The 17,586-nt window shown below is 66.6% G+C and carries 12 protein-coding genes, 1 tRNA gene and 1 pseudogene; 6 read left to right on the top strand and 8 right to left on the bottom strand.

What is annotated here, in order from left to right; all coding sequences use genetic code 11:
- Positions 1–379 precede the first annotated feature (379 nt).
- The 3 genes from ITJ66_RS13860 to ITJ66_RS13850 all read left to right on the top strand — a co-directional run bounded on the left by ITJ66_RS13860 (position 380) and on the right by ITJ66_RS13850 (position 8,773).
- Complete coding sequence (locus tag ITJ66_RS13860; protein ID WP_194644990.1) at positions 380–6,109, top strand: DUF11 domain-containing protein; 5,730 nt, start codon at positions 380–382, stop codon at positions 6,107–6,109.
- A 197-nt stretch (positions 6,110–6,306) separates the two neighbouring features.
- Positions 6,307–7,908: a LuxR C-terminal-related transcriptional regulator gene (locus ITJ66_RS13855; protein WP_194644989.1), complete on the top strand. Its 1,602-nt coding sequence runs from the start codon at positions 6,307–6,309 to the stop codon at positions 7,906–7,908.
- Positions 7,909–7,996: 88 nt separating this feature from the next.
- The gene (locus ITJ66_RS13850) at positions 7,997–8,773 is read left to right on the top strand and encodes an HNH endonuclease family protein (protein WP_194644988.1); all 777 of its coding nucleotides are present in this window, start codon (positions 7,997–7,999) and stop codon (positions 8,771–8,773) included.
- Between the two features lie 133 nt (positions 8,774–8,906).
- Here ITJ66_RS13850 and ITJ66_RS13845 read toward each other — a convergent pair whose 3' ends face one another.
- Positions 8,907–10,100 carry a hypothetical protein gene (locus ITJ66_RS13845; protein ID WP_194644987.1) on the bottom strand — a complete coding sequence of 398 codons (1,194 nt, stop codon included), beginning with the start codon at positions 10,098–10,100 and terminating at the stop codon, positions 8,907–8,909.
- Between the two features lie 305 nt (positions 10,101–10,405).
- On the opposite strand from ITJ66_RS13845, the pseudogene ITJ66_RS20200 reads away from it, so the two are divergent.
- Positions 10,406–10,489, top strand: a pseudogene (locus ITJ66_RS20200) (DUF2510 domain-containing protein); the annotation flags it as partial.
- 54 nt (positions 10,490–10,543) lie between these two features.
- Complete coding sequence (locus tag ITJ66_RS13840; RefSeq protein ID WP_228501926.1) at positions 10,544–11,038, top strand: hypothetical protein; 495 nt, start codon at positions 10,544–10,546, stop codon at positions 11,036–11,038.
- Between the two features lie 6 nt (positions 11,039–11,044).
- Here the strand turns inward: ITJ66_RS13840 and ITJ66_RS13835 are convergent, their stop codons facing one another.
- Entirely contained in the window at positions 11,045–12,448 is a 1,404-nt protein-coding gene (locus ITJ66_RS13835) for a hypothetical protein (RefSeq protein ID WP_192019193.1), read from the bottom strand.
- A 333-nt stretch (positions 12,449–12,781) separates the two neighbouring features.
- Positions 12,782–12,854 (bottom strand) — tRNA-Arg (locus ITJ66_RS13830).
- Between the two features lie 322 nt (positions 12,855–13,176).
- Here ITJ66_RS13830 and ITJ66_RS13825 point away from each other — a divergent pair.
- Positions 13,177–14,877 carry a hypothetical protein gene (locus tag ITJ66_RS13825; RefSeq protein WP_194644986.1) on the top strand — a complete coding sequence of 567 codons (1,701 nt, stop codon included), beginning with the start codon at positions 13,177–13,179 and terminating at the stop codon, positions 14,875–14,877.
- A gap of 90 nt (positions 14,878–14,967) precedes the next feature.
- Here ITJ66_RS13825 and ITJ66_RS13820 read toward each other — a convergent pair whose 3' ends face one another.
- From ITJ66_RS13820 to ITJ66_RS13800, 5 genes are all read right to left on the bottom strand, one after another.
- A complete protein-coding gene (locus ITJ66_RS13820; protein WP_192019191.1) occupies positions 14,968–15,507 on the bottom strand; it encodes an AAA family ATPase in 540 nt (179 codons plus the stop codon).
- Positions 15,508–15,603: 96 nt separating this feature from the next.
- A complete protein-coding gene (locus ITJ66_RS13815) occupies positions 15,604–16,122 on the bottom strand; it encodes a hypothetical protein (protein ID WP_194644985.1) in 519 nt (172 codons plus the stop codon).
- A gap of 120 nt (positions 16,123–16,242) precedes the next feature.
- Positions 16,243–16,569 (bottom strand): multidrug efflux SMR transporter, encoded by a 327-nt coding sequence (locus ITJ66_RS13810; protein ID WP_071260538.1) that lies wholly within the window; start codon positions 16,567–16,569, stop codon positions 16,243–16,245.
- Positions 16,566–16,928, bottom strand: a complete 363-nt coding sequence (locus tag ITJ66_RS13805; RefSeq protein ID WP_194644984.1) for a multidrug efflux SMR transporter — start codon at positions 16,926–16,928, stop codon at positions 16,566–16,568. Before ITJ66_RS13805 ends, ITJ66_RS13810 begins: the two co-directional genes overlap by 4 nt.
- On the bottom strand, positions 16,925–17,461 hold the full coding sequence (locus ITJ66_RS13800) for a TetR/AcrR family transcriptional regulator (protein WP_194644983.1): 537 nt from the start codon (positions 17,459–17,461) through the stop codon (positions 16,925–16,927). Before ITJ66_RS13800 ends, ITJ66_RS13805 begins: the two co-directional genes overlap by 4 nt.
- Between the last annotated feature and the right edge of the window lie 125 nt (positions 17,462–17,586).

Below are 17,586 nucleotides of genomic sequence, written 5' to 3'. Positions count from 1 at the left end.
GGGGCGGAGGTCCTTCCGGGGACTCGGTGCTGCCGGCCGACGTCGAGGACGGGACGACGTCCGGCCACTCTGCGACGACGTCGTTCCGCACCCTGCTGACCGCGAACTCGAGGACGGGTGAATGACGGGGTGAATAGCCATCCCGTTCGCGGCGACGGAGCACTGAACCCTCGACCACCGAACGGGTGAAAACAGAGGTGATTTGTCGCGGTACGGGACGAGATTCGGTGACCGCTCTTCCTGCAACGGGTAGCTTGCAGAAAACCCACCACGGCTCTGTGGTGGGTTTTCTGTCGAAACGATCCGCACGGATGCTCCACACCGTGTGACCGAGGAAACCGTGTGGGCACGCACGGGTGAGAAAAGGGAACCCGTCACCATGACCCGTACGCATTCACTGGGCAGCCTGATACGCACCTGGCGCACGCTGAACCGTCCGCTGCGCCCAAGCCTCAGGGCCGATCGCTGGACCCGCCACGGTCGCCGTGCGATCGCGATGGGGGCGTCCAGCCTGCTCATCGGAGGGGCGCTGGTCGCCAGTGGCGTCGCGACAGCAACGCCCGCCGTGGCCGCGATGAACGATCCCATCTCCTGTGGTCAGGTGTACGCACTCGACCAGAGTCCGGATGCCAGCGGGCAACACGCCATCTACACCATGAACACGGCGACCGGTGCGCTGACCCGGAACAACGTCGTGACGTACCCGGGCTCGAACAACGGCCTCGCGGTCGACGGTGAGGCCGGGCTCTTCTGGCTGTCCGCCCAGGCGCAGGGACAGACGACCGGATACGTCACCAGTGTCGCCGCGGCGACCGGAGTGGTCTCGAATTACCCCGTCACGCTCCCAGGCCTGCCCGTGACCAGCGGTGGCGTCGTCATGGGTGCCTTCAACGCCGCCAACGACATCTATTACTTCGGCGCCGTCGCCGGTTCGACGCTCTACATCTACGGTTTCAACCGGACGACGAACACGCAGATCTCGGGGATCGTGGCCAGAGTCCCGCTCGGTGCGGGGAACAACGGTGATTTCGCGTTCGACAGCGCGGGCCGTCTGTACATCGTCAGCGCAGGCCTTCTGCTCTCGGTGAATGAGACCATTCCCACGAGCGGAACGGCGACCGGACCGCTCCTCACGACGACGAGCATCGCGTCACCGCCCTCCGGGTCGCTCGGTTCGATGGCCTTCGGTGGCGACGGCCTGCTCTACCTTGCAGGCATCCCCGACGGCGGTACCCAACGCGTGCGCTATGCGGTGAACCCCAGCACGGGCGCGACCATCAGCGCCGTCACGATGACGCCGACGTCGAACACGATCGGTGACTTCGGTTCATGTGCGTCGCCGAACGTCGTCCGCGTCATGAAGGACCTCCCCGGCGGCCGGGTGGTCGCCGGCGACCAGTTCACCCTCTCGGTCACCGGGGGTGCGGTCTCCCAGGGCAACACCGGCACGACCGAAGGCTCCGACGCCGGCGTCCAGGCAAACCCTGCCGAGGTCGCGGGTCCGGTGATCGGTTCGCCCGGTCAGACCTACACGATCACCGAGGCAGGCTCCAACGGCGCCTTCCTCAGCAACTACAACAGCACGTGGACGTGTTTCGACTCCGTGAGCGGGCGACAGATCGCGCAAGGGAGCGGCCCATCCGGAACATTCGTGATGCCGGACAACGGTTTCGCGGGCTCTGACGTACTCTGCACATTCTCCAATGCGTCGACCCCGCCGGACTTGACCATCACGAAGAGTTCGGACGTGTCCACGGACGCTCGACCAGGTGATGTCGTCACCTACACGGTGACGGCGACGAACACCGGCACAGGCGCCTACACCGCGGAGAACCCTGCTGTGGTGTTCGACGACCTGTCGAACGTCATCGACGACGGCACCTACGGCGACGATGCCGCCACAACCCGTCCGGGCACCCTGAGCTACTCCAGCCCGTTGCTGTCCTGGCGCGGTGCGCTGGGCGTCGGTGCGTCGGTCTCCCTGACGTACAGCGTCAAACTCGGCTCCTCCGGGAACGGCGCCGTTCGCAACGTCGCCTGGCAGCCGAACGATCCGAACACCCCCGTCGCCCCGGCGTGCGATCCCGCGGACGCCAGCGGTAACGACCCGGTCACCGGTGAGGCGTGTGCCGCGGTCACGTTCCTGCTCCCGCGCCTGACCCTCGAGAAGACGGCGGACCGGACCGAGCTCCCCGCTGTCGGTGAGACGGTGCAGTACACCGTCATCGTCCGAAACGCGGGCCCCGGCGAGTACACGGCTACAGCCCCGGCGCGTGCGACCGACGACCTCTCCAATGTGCTCGATGCCGCTGACTACAATGACGACGCAGCAGCGTCGACGGGCACCGTCACGGTGACGGACGGCCAGCTGTCCTGGTCGGGAGCATTGGCGGCGGGTGCCGAAGCCACCATCACGTACTCGGTGACATACACCGGTACGGGAGACAAGAACCTCCGCAACCTGGCCTGCGTCCCCGCGCCCGATGCCGCTCCCGGTTCGGCCGCATGCGACTTCGTGCAGATCCCCGGAGCTGGACTCACCCAGTGGAAGCAGGTGCAGGCTTCGGCGACGCCGACCGTGGCCGGCACGATCCTCACCTACACACTCTTCTTCAAGAACGACGGATCGGCTGCGGCGACGATCGACGCCACCGATCACCTGATCCACGTGCTCGACGACGCGGACATCGCGAGCGAGCCGACCTCGACGGCACTGACGGCGGTCCGCACCGGCGACCAGATCGCCATCACCGGCACGGTGGCCCCCGGTGCGACGTCCACCGTCACCTACCAGGTCGTCGTCCGCGCCGACGGTCAGCGCGGCGACAGCGTGGCGACGAACTTCCTGCTGAAAACCGGCGAGACCCCGCCCACGGACCCGGATTGCGAACCGGCGGACCCCCAACTTCCGAACTGCACCAGCACGCCGATCACCGGCATCACCCATGCGAAGAGCGTCACCGCGTCGGCGACTCCCGTGCAGTCGGGGACGGAGCTCACGTACACCATCACGATCACCAACACCGGCGCGACGTCCGCGACCGTGAACCGGGACGACGACCTCAGCGAGGTGCTCGACGACGCGTCCCTGGTGCGTGATCCCGAGTCGGACAGCGCCTCGGTCACCCTGGACGACCCCACCGACGGCATCCTCGAGCTCCGCGGAACCCTCGCGGCGGGCACGACCGCCACGGTCACCTACACCGTCACAGTCAACCCGACGGGCGAGCGCGGAAACAGCCAGGCGGACAACTTCCTCGTCCCCCCGGGCACGACCCCGCCGACGGAGTGCGACCCCGCCACTGAGCAGTGCACCACGACGCCGATCGGCGGTTACACCGTGTCGAAGGTGGCCAGCGTCCCGACGGTCACGCCGGGCGGCGTGGTGACGTACTCCGTCACGGTCACCAACACCGGCTCGGTGGCGTACACGGACGCTTCGCCTGCGACGTTCACCGATGATCTGTCGGAGGTGCTCGACGATGCCTCGTACAACGGCGATGTCTCCGCTGGAGGCTCGATCACCGGTGACACGCTGTCCTGGTCCGGCGCACTCGAGGTCGGTGCCACGGTCACCGTGACCTACTCGGTCACGGTCGACGACCCGACCACGGGAGACGACGCCCTGAAGAACCGCGTGACGCCGACCGGCCCCGGAGGGGACTGCGATCCGGACGCGACGTGCGTGACGAACACGCCGGTGTCCTCGTTCACCGTCGCGAAGGCCGCATCAGCGGACACGGCGATGCCGGGCTCCGTCATCACGTACACGATCACCGTCACGAACACCGGCGCGGTCGCCTACACGGATGCAGCCCCGGCATCCTTCACCGACGACCTGTCGGCGGTCCTCGATGACGCGACGTTCAACGACGACGCATCCGCGGGCGCATCGTTCACCGGGACGACCCTGACCTGGTCGGGCCCCGTCAGCATCGGAGAGTCGGTCGAGGTGACCTATTCGGTGACCGTGAACGATCCGATCACCGGCGACCAGAACCTCACCAACACGGTCGTCCCCGACGCTCCCGGCGGGTCGTGCGGGGAGGGCGATTGCGGCACCACCACGCCGGTCGCGTCGTTCACCGTCGGCAAGACGTCCAGCGCTGCGACAGCGCTGCCCGGCGACACCGTCACGTACACCGTCACCGTGACGAACACGAGTGCCGTGCCGTACACGGACACCGACCCGGCTTCCTTCCGGGACGACCTCTCCGCGGTACTCGATGACGCCGTGTACAACGACGACGCGACGAACGGTGCCGCAGTGGCGGGCACGACACTCACCTGGTCCGGCCCACTCGCAGCAGGGGCGAGCGTCGACATCACCTACTCGGTCACCGTCGACAAGCCGGTGACGGGCGACTTCGTCCTCCGCAACATCGTCACGCCGACCGGACCGGGTGGTTCCTGCGCGACCGTCTGTGAAACGACGACGCCGATCAGCTCCCTCCGCGTGGAGAAGTCGACCGATGCGACCGGCGTCCTGCCGGGGGCCGTGGTCGACTACTCCATCACCGTCACCAACACGGGACAAGTCGACTACACCGACACTCAGCCGGCGTCGTTCACCGACGACCTGTCACAGGTCCTCGACGACGCCACCTACAACGGTGACGCGGTGAGCACCAGCGGGGCCGGCGTCTCGTACGACGCACCGACGCTCACCTGGGCTGGTCCACTCGCGGTCGGAGCCTCCATCACCGTCACGTACTCGGTCATCGTGAACGACCCGGCGACCGGCGACCGGCGCCTCGAGAACGCCGTCGTGACGCCACCCGGTGTCGGTGGGAACTGCGAGCCGGGCTCGACGGACCCGGCGTGCATCGCGAACGTGCCCTCAGGGTCGTTCACCGTCGCGAAGTCGGCACAGCCCGGATCTGCGCTGCCCGGCGACGTCGTCACCTACACCGTCACCGTCACGAACACCGGCGAGGTCCCGTTCACGACGGATCAGCCGGCTGCCTTCACCGACGACCTCTCCCGGGTTCTCGACGACGCCGCCTACAACGACGACGTCTCGCAGGGTGGTGCGGTCGACGGAACGACACTCACGTGGTCCGGACCGCTGTCCGTGGGTGAAGTGCGACAGGTGATCTACTCCGTCACGGTCGACGACCCGGTGGCCGGGGACTTCTCCCTCCGCAACGTGGTCGCCCCTTCGTCCCCAGGTGGGGAGTGCGTCGAAGGACAGTGCATCACCGACACCCCCATCGCCTCGTACACGGTCCTCAAACAGGCGAACGGGGAGGATGTGGTGCTCGGCGGCACGGTCGACTACTCGGTCACGGTGATCAACACCGGTCAGGTCGGTTACACCGACGACCAGCCGGCGTCCTTCACCGATGACCTGAGCGCGGTGCTCGACGATGCGTCCTACAACGGAGACGCCACGAGCGGCGCGATCGTCGACGGGGACACACTGTCCTGGAACGGGCCGTTGGCCGTGGGCGAGTCGGTGACGATCACCTACTCGGTCACCGTCAACGCACCGGCGACCGGAGACGGCCACCTCCGGAACGTGGTCGTCCCTGACGGCCCGGGCGGCGGATGCGTGACCAGCGACGGGTGCATCACCGACACTCCGGTCGCGTCGTACCGCGTCCAGAAGACCGCGTCGACGGACCGCGCCGTCGTCGGAGACACGGTCACCTTCACGATCACCGTGACCAACACGGGCCGGGTGGCCTACACGGCGGAACGTCCGGCGTCCTTCACGGACGATCTCAGCTCGACGCTGGCGATCGCGTCGTTCAACGACGATGCGACCGGATCGGCCGTCTACCAGCGACCGATGCTCTCCTGGGCAGGCGCGCTCGCACCAGGCGAGACGACGACCATCACCTACACGGTGAAGATCCGAGAGCAAGGTGAGATCCTCAACGTCGTCGTGACGCCGGATGGATCCGGTGCCAACTGCCCGACGGGCTCGACCGACCCCGACTGTCGGACGCGGACGTCCATCGTCCCGCCCGGTCTGGCCTCCACCGGCCTGGCGTTCTGGGCGACCGGAACCCTCGCCGCGGTGGCGCTCCTCCTCGTCGGATACGGGCTGATCCGTCGACGCAACGGTGGACTCGGCGACACGGAAGCGAGTGAACCGGCCTGATGGTGGACGGGTCCGATGGCACTCGGTCTGCCATCGGACCCGCACGTCGGCACCGGGTCGTCGACCGATGACCACGCTCGTGGTGTCTTTCCCGCGCTGAGGGCACCCGAACCGATATCGGAACGCGCCCTCCCGTGACTCGTGTTCACCCTCGAGTTCACCCGGCGTGACCGACCGGTCATGGATAGGCTGCGAAATTGGACAAGAAACGGGGCGAGAACGTGGCGCTAAGCTCCGAGACGTTGCGCAACACGATCGATGCGTTGATCGCAGCTGCAGCCTGGGACGACCTCATCGACGTCATGCAGGGCAACTGGACGGAACTCCTCGCTCAGGATCCGACGTCGGTCCGACAGGTCATGGATGTGATGCCGGACGCCGTGCTGGTCGCCAACCCGCGCATCTCCCTCGCGAAGAACTACCTCGACCGCATCGCCCCGGGAGACCACGCGCACACGACCCGGTTCCGTAAAGCCACTCCCGCTGGGCCACCGCGGAGCGTCTTCGACGCACTCGTGCAGTTGAGTATCCGAGCGACGGCGCGGCGGGCGAACGGCGAGTACGACATCGCCGAGAAGATGGTCCGAGAGGCGCGCGAACTCCTCGACGGTGCTGGTTCCTCCGACCGAGAGCAGATGCAGCAGGCACTGCCGGAGATGACCTACGCCTGGGGCTACGTCCGAGAACTCGCCGGGGACCTGGACGGCGCCAGACGAGAGTTCGTCGACAGCTACGACATCGCGCTGATGATCGACGATCAGATGGGCCGTGCGAGAGCGGCAGGAGCTCTGGCCTGGGTGGATGCACTCGCCGGCCGGAACGCCGAGGCGCGCCACTGGCTCGCCCGACTGCCCGAGGTCGGCGATGCATGGTGGGCCGGGCGCAGTGTCGTGCCGGCGCAACTGGCGGAGGCCCTACTGCTGCTCGGCACGTTCGAGGTCGAGGACGCAAGACGAATCCTGGATCGGGTGGACCTTCGTCCTGCCCGTGAGCGCTGGCCGGCGCACAAACTCCTGTGCGCACTCCTCGTGGGCTCGCCCGCGGATGCGGTCACCATGCTCGCCGAGATCGATGCGGCCGCCGCCGACATGCCCGACGAGCGCGCCGAGCGGGGAGAAGGGGCGGTCTTCCTCGCCGTCGCCCGACACCGTCTGCTCGTGCTGATGGGTTCGCAGTCCGCCGCACGCCAGGAGTTGGACGGCCTGGTGGTCCCACACACCTCGTTCGCCGCGAAGATGCTCGAGATCTGGAAGATCGCAGATGACGCCCGATCCGGTCGCGTCGAGCGAGCCGAGCGAGCCGCTACACTCCTGACGCTCTCCTCTGCGGCGTCGCCCTGGGTCATGATCGCTGCGCTCGCACTCAAGGCCGGTGCGGAGTCCTCGCTCGGCCTCCCGACGGCGTCGAGGACGTGGGAGCTGGCCGTCGCTCTGGCGAACCGCGAGCGACTCTACGGCCCGCTCTCGTTCGGAGACGGTCGCGCGATCCGGCGACTGATGGAAGGCGATTCGGGATCCATTCCCCAAGACATCGCCGAGCAGATCCTCCGTATCGCGGAGTCTCGGGCCTACGACCCGTTCCTGACCCTCAGCCCCCGAGAACAGGTGGTGCTCGCGGCGCGGCTGCGCGGACTCACGATCGAGGAGACCGCCCAGTCGGTCTTCGTGTCGGTGAACACGGTGAAGACCCAACTCCGCGCGCTGTACCGCAAGGTCGGCGTCACGACGTTCGCTGAACTCCAGCGCGCCGCCATCCTGCACGGGTACGTACCGCTCCCATCGGGGGACGATGTCGACTAGCCGGGGTGCGCACCGGGTGTAGGCACGGTCCCCGTGTCGGCGCCCACCTCTACGCTGGTGGAGCAGACCCCCGAGGAGAGCACCCAGCATGAAGAAGACTCCCTTGGCGTTGCTCGTCGCGCTCCTTGCAGCCGTCGTGGTGCTCGTCGCAACGCAGTTCGACGGCGGGATCGTGTTCGGCGAGCCGGGGTCACCAGCGCCGACGTCGCTCGCACCGACGCCCGCGGCGGTCAGTCCGAGCGCGCGGGCATCGCTCGAGGCCGCCGGCTTCGCTGTCGTGGACGCGTCCGGGCAGTTGGTCGTCTCGGCCACCGCCGTCGAAGACGCGCTGGCCGACGTCGACACCGCAACCCAGGTCGCCACGGGCTACGACCGGGACCGGTTCGGTCAGCGCTGGGCCGACATCGACCGCAACGGCTGCGACACCCGCAACGACGTGCTGGCGCGCGACCTCGTCGACGTCACCTTCAAGCCGGGGACCCGCGACTGCGTCGTCCTCACCGGAGTGCTGCACGACCTCTACACGGGGACGACGATCGACTTCCAGCGCGGTGAGCGGTCGAGTCAGCTCGTGCAGATCGACCACGTCGTCCCGCTCGCGTGGGGTTGGCGTCACGGCGGGAACACGTGGACTGAGCAGCAGCGCGAGCAGTTCGCGAACGACCCGATCAACCTGCAGGCCGTCGACGGCGCGACGAACTCGTCGAAGTCGGACTCCGGCCCCGGCGATTGGATGCCGCCGGCGGTCGCGTCGCACTGCGAGTATGCGGCGCGGTTCGTCCTCGTGCTGATGGCGTACGACCTCACGGTCGACGACGCCGACCGCCAGGCGCTCACGGGCACGCTGGGCAGCTGCCGGGCGTAGCTCCCTCGGCACCGCAGCAGGACAAACGCCCGAGAACCGGACGTTTCACGCCATTCCAGTCACCCGTGTCCAGCAGCTCGGGGTTCGGCTCTTCTTATTCAGGGCATATCTGTGCAATTAGCGAGTCACCTCGCTATTCAGCCTGCGCTTCATCATCTATCAGACGAAGCAGGCTTGTCACATGCCCGAGCGCCAGCACCGAGTTCACCCGGGTGTACTGCCGCTTCGACACGCCATGCACACTTGCGTTCCTGTTCAAGCTGCGCGGGATGGAGGCAGTGACACCCGGCCGATAGTGTCCATGAATACCCCAGATACCCCCAAAGACGATAGCCGAGCGAACAGCGAACCGGTCAATTTTCACCGGGCGCTTGTTCTGGTCCATCATCCGCTTCGCGCCGCGCTCAGAGAACTTTCGCTTCATCACACTGTCCATAAGGCTCACGCTCATGGCTTGAGCCAACTCGTGATGTCCGTCTCTAATACCCCTCACCGCTTTCCGCGCGAACTCAACGTAGGGTGACCAAACACCTGGACCAATCGCGTCCAGGTGCTCTTCACAGTCCGACACCACTGACCGCCAGCGGTTGGCGAACACCCTTCGCCGAGCAGCAGGAGTCTCGGCCTCCAGCAGGGCATCAAGTGTCGTCGGACGCGGCACCCAAGCGAGCGGCAATCCCTCATCGACAGCGAGCGCCAATGCGACCGCCAAGTCCTTCGGCATAGCCACTTCCCACCAATTGGGCGGCTGTGCTCGAAGGATGCGGTTGTTCGCAGCGAGCAGCTGTTCCAAGAAGTCCGCAGGCATCTGCGGGAACAGAGGGCTCAGGGCAGACTGGAGGCTTGCCGAAATCAGTTCAAATGCACGGCTGGAGGCCGGTGCGAAAGGGCTCACCGCACCGGACAGACCCGAGAACGCGGAGACGCCAGAGGACATTGCGATAGGCGGCGGCGTGAGTGCGAACTTTGGTACGAGACCTTCAAGCTTCACAGTTGGGAAGTTGAGCGGAGGTATGAGGCCTTCAAGCTTCGGCACCGGCGGGTTCAACGGGTTGACCAGACCGCTCAGGTGCGAGCCGAGCAAGCTCGTTCGCGGCATGATGTCGCGTATGTCCGGGACAGGGAAACTGAACTTCGGAACGAGCCCTTGGAACCCAGCTGACGCGTTCGACGCGAGAATCTGATTCGCCAACGACCCCGCCTGCGAGGAGACGAGGACATCCGAACCAGCGCCCGACGATGTGTGACTGCCGCCGGTCTCATTTTCCAGTTCAGGTGACTCCAGCTCTTCAGACTCCAGCGCGTTATCCTGAGGTTCATCGGGCATGCCTCGGAGCCTAGCGAACTCGGACAGAGAAGAACCCCTGGACAGGAGCGGAGCCAAGCAACTTACCCGCCGAGCAGAACTGCCTACGGAGTCATCATTCAGCAGTCACAAACCCCTTCACCCTATTCCCCAGCCTCGTTCTCTTTCCTTTTGTCTCTAGACCTTTGTCTCTCTAAAATCTGGAATCAGGATGAAAGCGGGCCGATAGGGGAAGAGTCTGATTGGACCCCGGGGCGGGGAGAGACTGAAGTTGGAAGAGGAAGAGGACTTCGGGGTGATTGACTTCCTCCCGTTAGGCTTCCCGAATGAGCACCTCCCCTCCCCCTTCGCCAGGTTGGTATCCGGACCCGCAGGATGACCTCCAGCAGCGATGGTGGGATGGCACGTCATGGGGACCCAGCAAGTCGGTCTCACGCCTAGAAGCGATTCGGATTCAGGCCCGCATGGACGCGGAGATTCAGGCTGAGCTGGACGCCGAGGATGAGTGGGGCCGTGCTGACCTGAAGCATCCGAAGAAGCGGCTCGTCGGGCCGGCCGTCTTCGTGGTGGCTGCTGCCGTCTTCGCGGTGGTGGCGTTCACCATCAACGCCAAGCCTGCGGCGTCGATGGCTGAAGCTTGCGTCTATGCGAGCGAGGTCGGAACCCGATATGGGGCCGATGTGGGAGCGCTTGATCCAACGAATCTAGGCTCCCGAACGGCGAACGCTGCCTTCTATGCCGAGCATGGCGCACAGCTCGTGGGGTGGGCGGGTTTGTTGAGTTCAGAGAAGGCTGGGGCTGGTCGAGTCTTCGAGGACGCGGGTCGTGACATGGGGAGTGCGGGTGAGTCTTTGACGGCCCTCGATACGACGAACGCAAGAAGTATGCAGGCGACGAGTGATGCTCTGGTCGATATGAACCTCAGCTTGAAGAAGCTCACGGAGGCTTGCGCGGAATAGGTTGCCTCAGCTCTCGGTCACGAACTCCCCCGAGGCATCCGCGCGCACTCCTCGCTGCCGTATCGACTCCACGACCTGCCCGAAGCCCCACCCATCGACGAAGCTCTGTATGGCCGGGCTCATCGGGAGCAAGAGCTTCAGCAGGGCGAGCCTCACCAACACGAGCGTCAGCATCCCGGACACGTGAGAGTGAACGCCCTCGGGGAAGTCGCCGCGGTCGGCATGCTTCACTCGGTTGTACGTATTCGCCATCGCCCATGCGAGATGACTGCGGCGCTCAGTGATAGCTGAGACATCTACACCCAAGTAATCCATCGCCCGGTAGAAGTCTGTCGCGGTGGTCTTCCGCTTCGAGCGTTTGCTGAAGGTGGCGGCCTCTCCCGGCGCGGGAGGAAGGAGCCGTCCGAGTGCTTCAACACTCATGGCACCGTTGAGCACTTTGTCCTCGGCAAAGAGCCCGGAACGTCGCAACACACCGCTGGTCGGGTAGATGACCCGTTTGAGTTCGTCGTACTTGTGCGCCCACAGCGTCAGGGTGTCAGCGGTGACATCGTCTATGCGGACAATTGGGAAACTCAGGGCGTGTGACCCGAGCGGCTCCCGGAAGTGCTCCGGGACGGTAATGCTGCAGATGACGTCCTGACTCTCGACCGCGACAACATCACCCACCGCGGAGAGCGTCGGGAAACGGCTGTCCCGCACTTGGTGACCGCGGAACGATGCCGGAATTCCGTAACTGAATTGGAGGAGGTCACGGAACTTCCGATGCTCGGCGAGATGGTCCGCGATGGGTCGAGGACTGGAGAACTTCGACCGGAGAACCACATCGTCCTCCATATGCACGCCGTTCCTCGGCGCGTTCTCCTTTGGTCGCCAGGTCGTACTCAAGGACATGCGGGCCTCACCTTGCGCCCATGACAGCCCCTGAGCTTGTTCGATGACGTAGGTGACCCGCCGTCGTCGCGCCCCTCGCTCGTCCTCGACTTGCTCACCCGACCAGCTCACCGACGAGAGCCTCGTCCACTCAGTCAGACCATCAATTCGCGAACTGAAGGTCGAGACCGTCAGCGGGTCTTCAACCGGCCCTGTCCTTTCCGTCAGCACTGTCTCGCGAACCCGGAGACCGCCTACATCGATGTGCATCGGGGACGAAACCCGAGAGCGGGTACAGCCGAACATTCCGACTTGAAGGTGCTCGCTTCGGAAGTGAATGTTCTCGGGCGGCCCGTCCGCGAACCATCTGGCGGGAGTCGTGAATTGGGGCTGGATGTTCGGGAAGAAAGGAATCTCCGCCGTCACACCGCGGTCAGGGTCGAGCCACAGTGTCCCGACGGCGAACGGCTCGTTGTTATCTGAAGAATGCAGAAAGATGCCAACACGGCGGTCGTCGGGGTGCATGCTCTTGTCCATCAGCTACAGGCTCTCCCTCGGTCGTCGCGTCCATCGTAGGTACTGGCGGAGCATCAGTAGTTCCGCGGCCCGTCGGAATTACTAGCCGGTACTGGATCGGCAACACCGCGTCTGCGACGAACCAGTACTACCTTCCCAAGGGCCAGCGTCGAACAGGTATCGGGCTCGCCGGTTGCATGGATGGTGCGATGCGGACCGTGGCTCCCGACCGGTACGAATCAGCTGGGTAGAGCCCCGTGGCGTAGGCCTCAAGCGTGGGATGAAGCCCCCGCTAGGCCAAAAACAGAAATCCCGCCAGACCAATAATTACCTGGTCAGGCGGGATTTTTTCTGTGCGCCCGAAGGGATTCGAACCCCCAACCTTCTGATCCGTAGTCAGATGCTCTATCCGTTGAGCTACGGGCGCATTGCTTGCTGAGAGAAGAGAACTTCGGCTCGGCAGGCCGAAGTAGAGCCTACAACACGGAAGCCGAAGACGCGAATCGTGCTGCGAGGGGTTCAGGGCCAGCGAGGGTCGCGCCCTTCGACAAGCTCAGGGACCGGGGAAGGTGACGCCCTTCGACAAGCTCAGGGACCCGGATGGTCGCGCAGGGACCCGGATGGTCGCTCAGGGACCGGAGGAGGTGGTTCAGGGGGCGGGTGCGGCCCGGGATCAAAGGAGGGCTCCCGCTCGACACGACGGGCGCCGACATGGAACAGTCGATGCGACCACCTGCGGAGAGGACGACGTGAGCGCAGCACCAGGACCGACGAACGACGGATTCACCATGATCGGCCGCCCTCCCGTCCGGGCGAACCTCGTCCTCATCGTCATCCTGTCGGGCATCCTCGCCACGATCGTCGGGTGGGGCCTCGGGAGCATCATCGATTCCGTCTTCGACGTCGCGCTCGTCCCGATCATCACCATTCCGTTCTGCTTCCTCCTCACCGCCGGCATCTGCTTGTCATACCTCGCAACCACCTTCCGCCCGGTCGGCGTCGACACCGTTCGCGGCACCGCGCTCCTCGGCGGCGAGACGGTTCCGCTGCGCTCGATCGTGAGCGGCGAGCTCCTCACCCGCAATCCCGCCGCGACCACGCCGGCCCTCAGCCTGCGACTCACGACCGACACCGGCGCACGCGCGCGCATCATCGTGAACGGCGGTTGGCTCCGGAGCCTCCCCACCTCCGACCTCGTGCCACTCGTCGCGCTCATCGCCGGCAGCGGCATCCCCGACGACACCGGTCAAGACCCCCTCGATGTCGGCCGAGAGCGCATCTCCCGTTCACTCGCCGGAAAGGGCTCGGACGTCATGATCGGTCGACGCGGGTTCATCGGCGACTGCATCACCGTGGCGGAATCCACCGGCGATGTGAAGCTGCTCGACGCGGTGGTCCAGGCCGCGGGGCCGCTCGGCCGGAGCATCCGGGACGAGGCGATGCAGGCGGCGCAGGGCGCGGTGGAGGAGGTCGCGCGCGGGTACCAGGACGTGGCCCCAGCAGCGCCCGAAGCCTCGAACCCCACTCCCCTCGTGCCGCCTGCGCCGCAGTACGGGTCGGTCGTCGCGGTCGAGGACGAGGCGACGGCGGTCGACGACGACACGGACGACGACCGGTTCCGGCGACCGGACGACCCGGCCCGGCTGGCCGCGGAGCAGATCGTCGACCGAGTGCACCTCGACAAGCTCGGTGACCGGAATGGGGCGCTCGGCAATCGGGATGCGGAGCGCGGCGATCGGGATGCAGAGCGCGGCGACCCGGACGACGGACGCGAGTTGCCGTCGTGGATTCCTCCACAGGACCAGGCTCGGGTGCGGTCCTGGCTCGCGGACAACGACGACGTCGTCCACCTGCAACCGATTCCGGAGACGGTCGGCGCACGCACCCTCCGGAAGGTCTGCGACTGGATCCTGATCGGGCTCGCCGGGATCGGCCTGCTCGCGATCTTCGGGGCGGCCATCGCGGAAGGGGTCATCGACCGCCTCCTGCCGTCCGACGCGAACGCGCTCGTCGCTGTCGCGGTCGTCGGATCCGCGCTACTCGCGTTCGTCGCGTGGATCGTCGGCGGCATCGCGCGGGCACGCGAGATCCACATCGCCCAGCGCTTCTCCCTCGACTGGTTCGACCGGCGCGGCCCGGAACAACGCCGCCGTGGACTCCCGCCCGTGCTCCTGCAGCACTTCCTCGGCCCGATCCCCGCGTCGCGCCTGTTCGCGGCCGGGGCGTACGCCGGCACCTGCCTCGGCGGCGTCGGTGTCCTCGCGGGTGCCCTCCTGTCCGTCGACCCGGAGGAGCTCGGCGCGACCGGACCGATCATGCTCGGCGTCAGTCTCGTGCTCACGGCCATCGGGACGGTGCTCTTCATCGTGCGGTGGCGGCGGGTGAAGCGGCAGCGGGCGCTGGCGGTCGAACTCGGCGGCGAGCGCCTGGCCTATCTCGGGAACCTGTAGGCGAGCGGGCGGTCGGCGGGCCCTTCGACAGGCTCAGGGACCGGAGGGAGGCTCAGGGACCAGACGAGGGCTCCCAGCCCTTCGACAAGCTCAGGGACCGGCGACGATTGCCGAGAGGATCTCTCGAGCGACCTCCCTGGGCCGTTTATGAGTCGTGTCGATGCGCATGTCGTCGGTGAATGCGGCCCGCTCAAGAATGCCCGCCAGTTCGGGGTGACGCCGCGTGTGCCAGCTGAGCGCTGCCGCGTCGTCACCGTGGCGTCCGGCCAACCTCGAGCGCGCGACGTCCGGATCCAGGGTCAGGCGGACGTGCAGCGACCTCGGGGAGCCGAGGGCGACGGTGGTGCGTTGCAGCTGGTCGAGCGTCTCCATCACCGTGGCGACGACGACGACCGCTGCGCCGGCGCGCCGGAAGTTCGCGGTGATCGCCTGCAGATTCTCGAGAGCGAGAGCGGTCCGGAACGGATCGTCCTCGGATGCAGGCCAGAACCGGCTCAACCAGTCGACGTCGATGACCGCGCCTGAAACGCCGCATCGCTGCAACGCCTCACCGACTGCCTCGGCAGCGGAGGTCTTGCCGGTGCCCACGCTGCCATTGATCAGGACGGTGTCGAACCTCGCGATGGACATTGCCCGATGGTATCGGTCGCGGCCACGACGGTGCTGGCGCCTCCGCAGCTCTTCCGGAGGGGTGAGTGAGCGCCGCCGCGATTCGGGAGAGGTGACTCAGCGAGCGACGACTTTGGCGAGCACCCAGCGCGCCTTGTCGAGGGTGTTCGCGGGTGCCGGCAGGTACTGGAACGCCCGAGCACCACGCTGCACCGGCACGCCCTGCGCCTTCGCCGCCTCCTCCAGCTGCGTGGCGAAGCGCTGCCAGCCGTCGAGGCCCTGCGGGAAGCCGAGGTACTCGGTGAGCGACGTCACCACCACCTCGGAACCTGCGCCCGTCGACTGGACCTCGATCGTGACGTCGTCCTTCGCGACGTAGTCGATACCCCACACACCGGGCCGCAGCGACTTCGCCTTCCGCTTCGGCAGCCCCTCGATGAGCGCGGTCGCACCGGCGGGGTCCGTGCCGAGGACGACCGAGCGCCCGAACTCCTGCAGCATCTCCGGCACCTTGGTGGCGCGACGGTTCGTCGCCGTCTCCCGAATCTTCCGGCGGCCGAGTCCCTTCAACACCCCCAGCCCGACGATGGCGAGCAGGACGAGAATGGCGATGATCGCGAGTACGTTGCTGTCCACAGGAGCCCCCCAAGGCTGTCGGTCACGAGCGGTATCGCTCAGGACGAGGATGCCGCAGACTCGCCGCACGCTCAATGGGGACCGGTCCCCACCGCCGCGCGCGGGCGCGATCAACGCGGGTCAGTGCGCTTGGGAGCCGAGCTCGATGACGAGGACACCGACCGCGATGAGGCCGATGCCGACGATCATCTTCGGCGTCAGCTTCTCCTTGAACAGGACGCGCGCACCGATGGCCGTGAGGGCGACCCCGCAAGCGGCCCAGATCCCATAGGCGATTCCGACGGGCATGCCGTTCGCGAGTGCGATGGTCAGCAACCCGAAGGCGGTCACGTAGAACACGGCGACGGGGGCTATCCACCGCTTCTTCCGCAGGCCTTCCGAGGCGCGCAGGGAGAGCGTCGCGGCGACCTCGGTGACGATGGCGCCGGCCAGGAGCAACCAGGTCATGCGCCGGCCTCCTCGTTCGTCGCCGCGGGCTTCGGCGACTCCGGGGCGTGGCCTGTCTCAACGAGCACGACGCCGGCGATCACGATCGCGATGCCGAGCCCGATCATGAAGGTGAACTGCTCGCCGAACACGAGCGACGCCAGCACCGCGGTGAGCGCGACGCCGGCCGCAGCCCAGATGCCGTAGACCACCCCGATCGGCACCCCCATCCGGAGCAGGAGCGACAGCGCGACGAACGCGCCCGCGTACCCGACCACGGCGAGGATCGACCACCAGGGGTTGTCGATAGCGCCGCGCAGCGAGAGGGTCGCCGTGACCTCCAGCAGGATGGCGGCGGAGAGGATTAGCCACTTCCTCATCGGGAACCACCGCCCGCGAGTGTCAGCAGCCGTGCGACGAGGTCGGCGCGTTGATCGCGACCGACGTCGAGGATGCCGGTCGCCTCGGCGATCCAGAGGCCGTTCGCCGCCAACCAGACGAGCAGGAGGGAGGTCGAATCGGTGTCCTCGCCGAATCCGAACCAGGTCCGGAGGTACTCGAGCCAGGGAGCGGCGAGCTCCGGGCGCCTGACCGCCTCGGCGAAGACGACGAACTCGCCCTGGCTCGCGCCGCCCTCCCCGGCGAAGGCGACGAAGGCCCGCACCCGCTCCTCGAGCGTCGACTCGTCGAGCGGCGCCCCCAGCTCCTCCACGAGCTCGCGCTGCCAGCGGGCGACGACGTGCTCGATCACCGCGATCATCATCGCGTCCCGTGAGGGGAAGTGGTAGCGCAGGCCGGCCTTCGTCAGACCGACCTCCTGCGCCACCGCTTCGTAGGTGATGTCGGCCTCTCCGGAGGCGTCGACGACGCGGACGGCCGCATCGAGGATCTCGTTCCGTGCACTGGGTCTCATGGGAGTTACTTTACCTTACGTAAGGTAAAGTAACTCTGGGAAGGAACCGTGAGGAACGGACGCCCGGCGGCCCATGTGACGCTCTGTTTCGGGCCCCTCGCGAGCACCCGGGCCCCCGAGTACCG

The organism is Plantibacter sp. VKM Ac-2885, from assembly GCF_015351205.1.
Classification (GTDB): Bacteria; Actinomycetota; Actinomycetes; order Actinomycetales; family Microbacteriaceae; genus Plantibacter; species Plantibacter auratus.
The sequence above is the reverse complement of the archived record's forward strand: the minus strand, read 5'-3'. Positions and strand labels throughout refer to the sequence as shown.

Excerpts from the sequence above, each read along its gene's own strand:
- ITJ66_RS13860 (WP_194644990.1), top strand. The coding sequence starts at position 380 with ATGACCCGTACGCATTCACTGGGCAGCCTGATACGCACCTGGCGCACG.
- ITJ66_RS13850 (WP_194644988.1), top strand. The coding sequence starts at position 7,997 with ATGAAGAAGACTCCCTTGGCGTTGCTCGTCGCGCTCCTTGCAGCCGTC.
- ITJ66_RS13845 (WP_194644987.1), bottom strand. The coding sequence starts at position 10,100 with ATGCCCGATGAACCTCAGGATAACGCGCTGGAGTCTGAAGAGCTGGAG.
- ITJ66_RS13840 (WP_228501926.1), top strand. The coding sequence starts at position 10,544 with ATGGACGCGGAGATTCAGGCTGAGCTGGACGCCGAGGATGAGTGGGGC.
- ITJ66_RS13835 (WP_192019193.1), bottom strand. The coding sequence starts at position 12,448 with ATGGACAAGAGCATGCACCCCGACGACCGCCGTGTTGGCATCTTTCTG.
- ITJ66_RS13820 (WP_192019191.1), bottom strand. The coding sequence starts at position 15,507 with ATGTCCATCGCGAGGTTCGACACCGTCCTGATCAATGGCAGCGTGGGC.
- ITJ66_RS13810 (WP_071260538.1), bottom strand. The coding sequence starts at position 16,569 with ATGACCTGGTTGCTCCTGGCCGGCGCCATCGTCACCGAGGTCGCCGCG.
- ITJ66_RS13805 (WP_194644984.1), bottom strand. The coding sequence starts at position 16,928 with ATGAGGAAGTGGCTAATCCTCTCCGCCGCCATCCTGCTGGAGGTCACG.
- ITJ66_RS13800 (WP_194644983.1), bottom strand. The coding sequence starts at position 17,461 with ATGAGACCCAGTGCACGGAACGAGATCCTCGATGCGGCCGTCCGCGTC.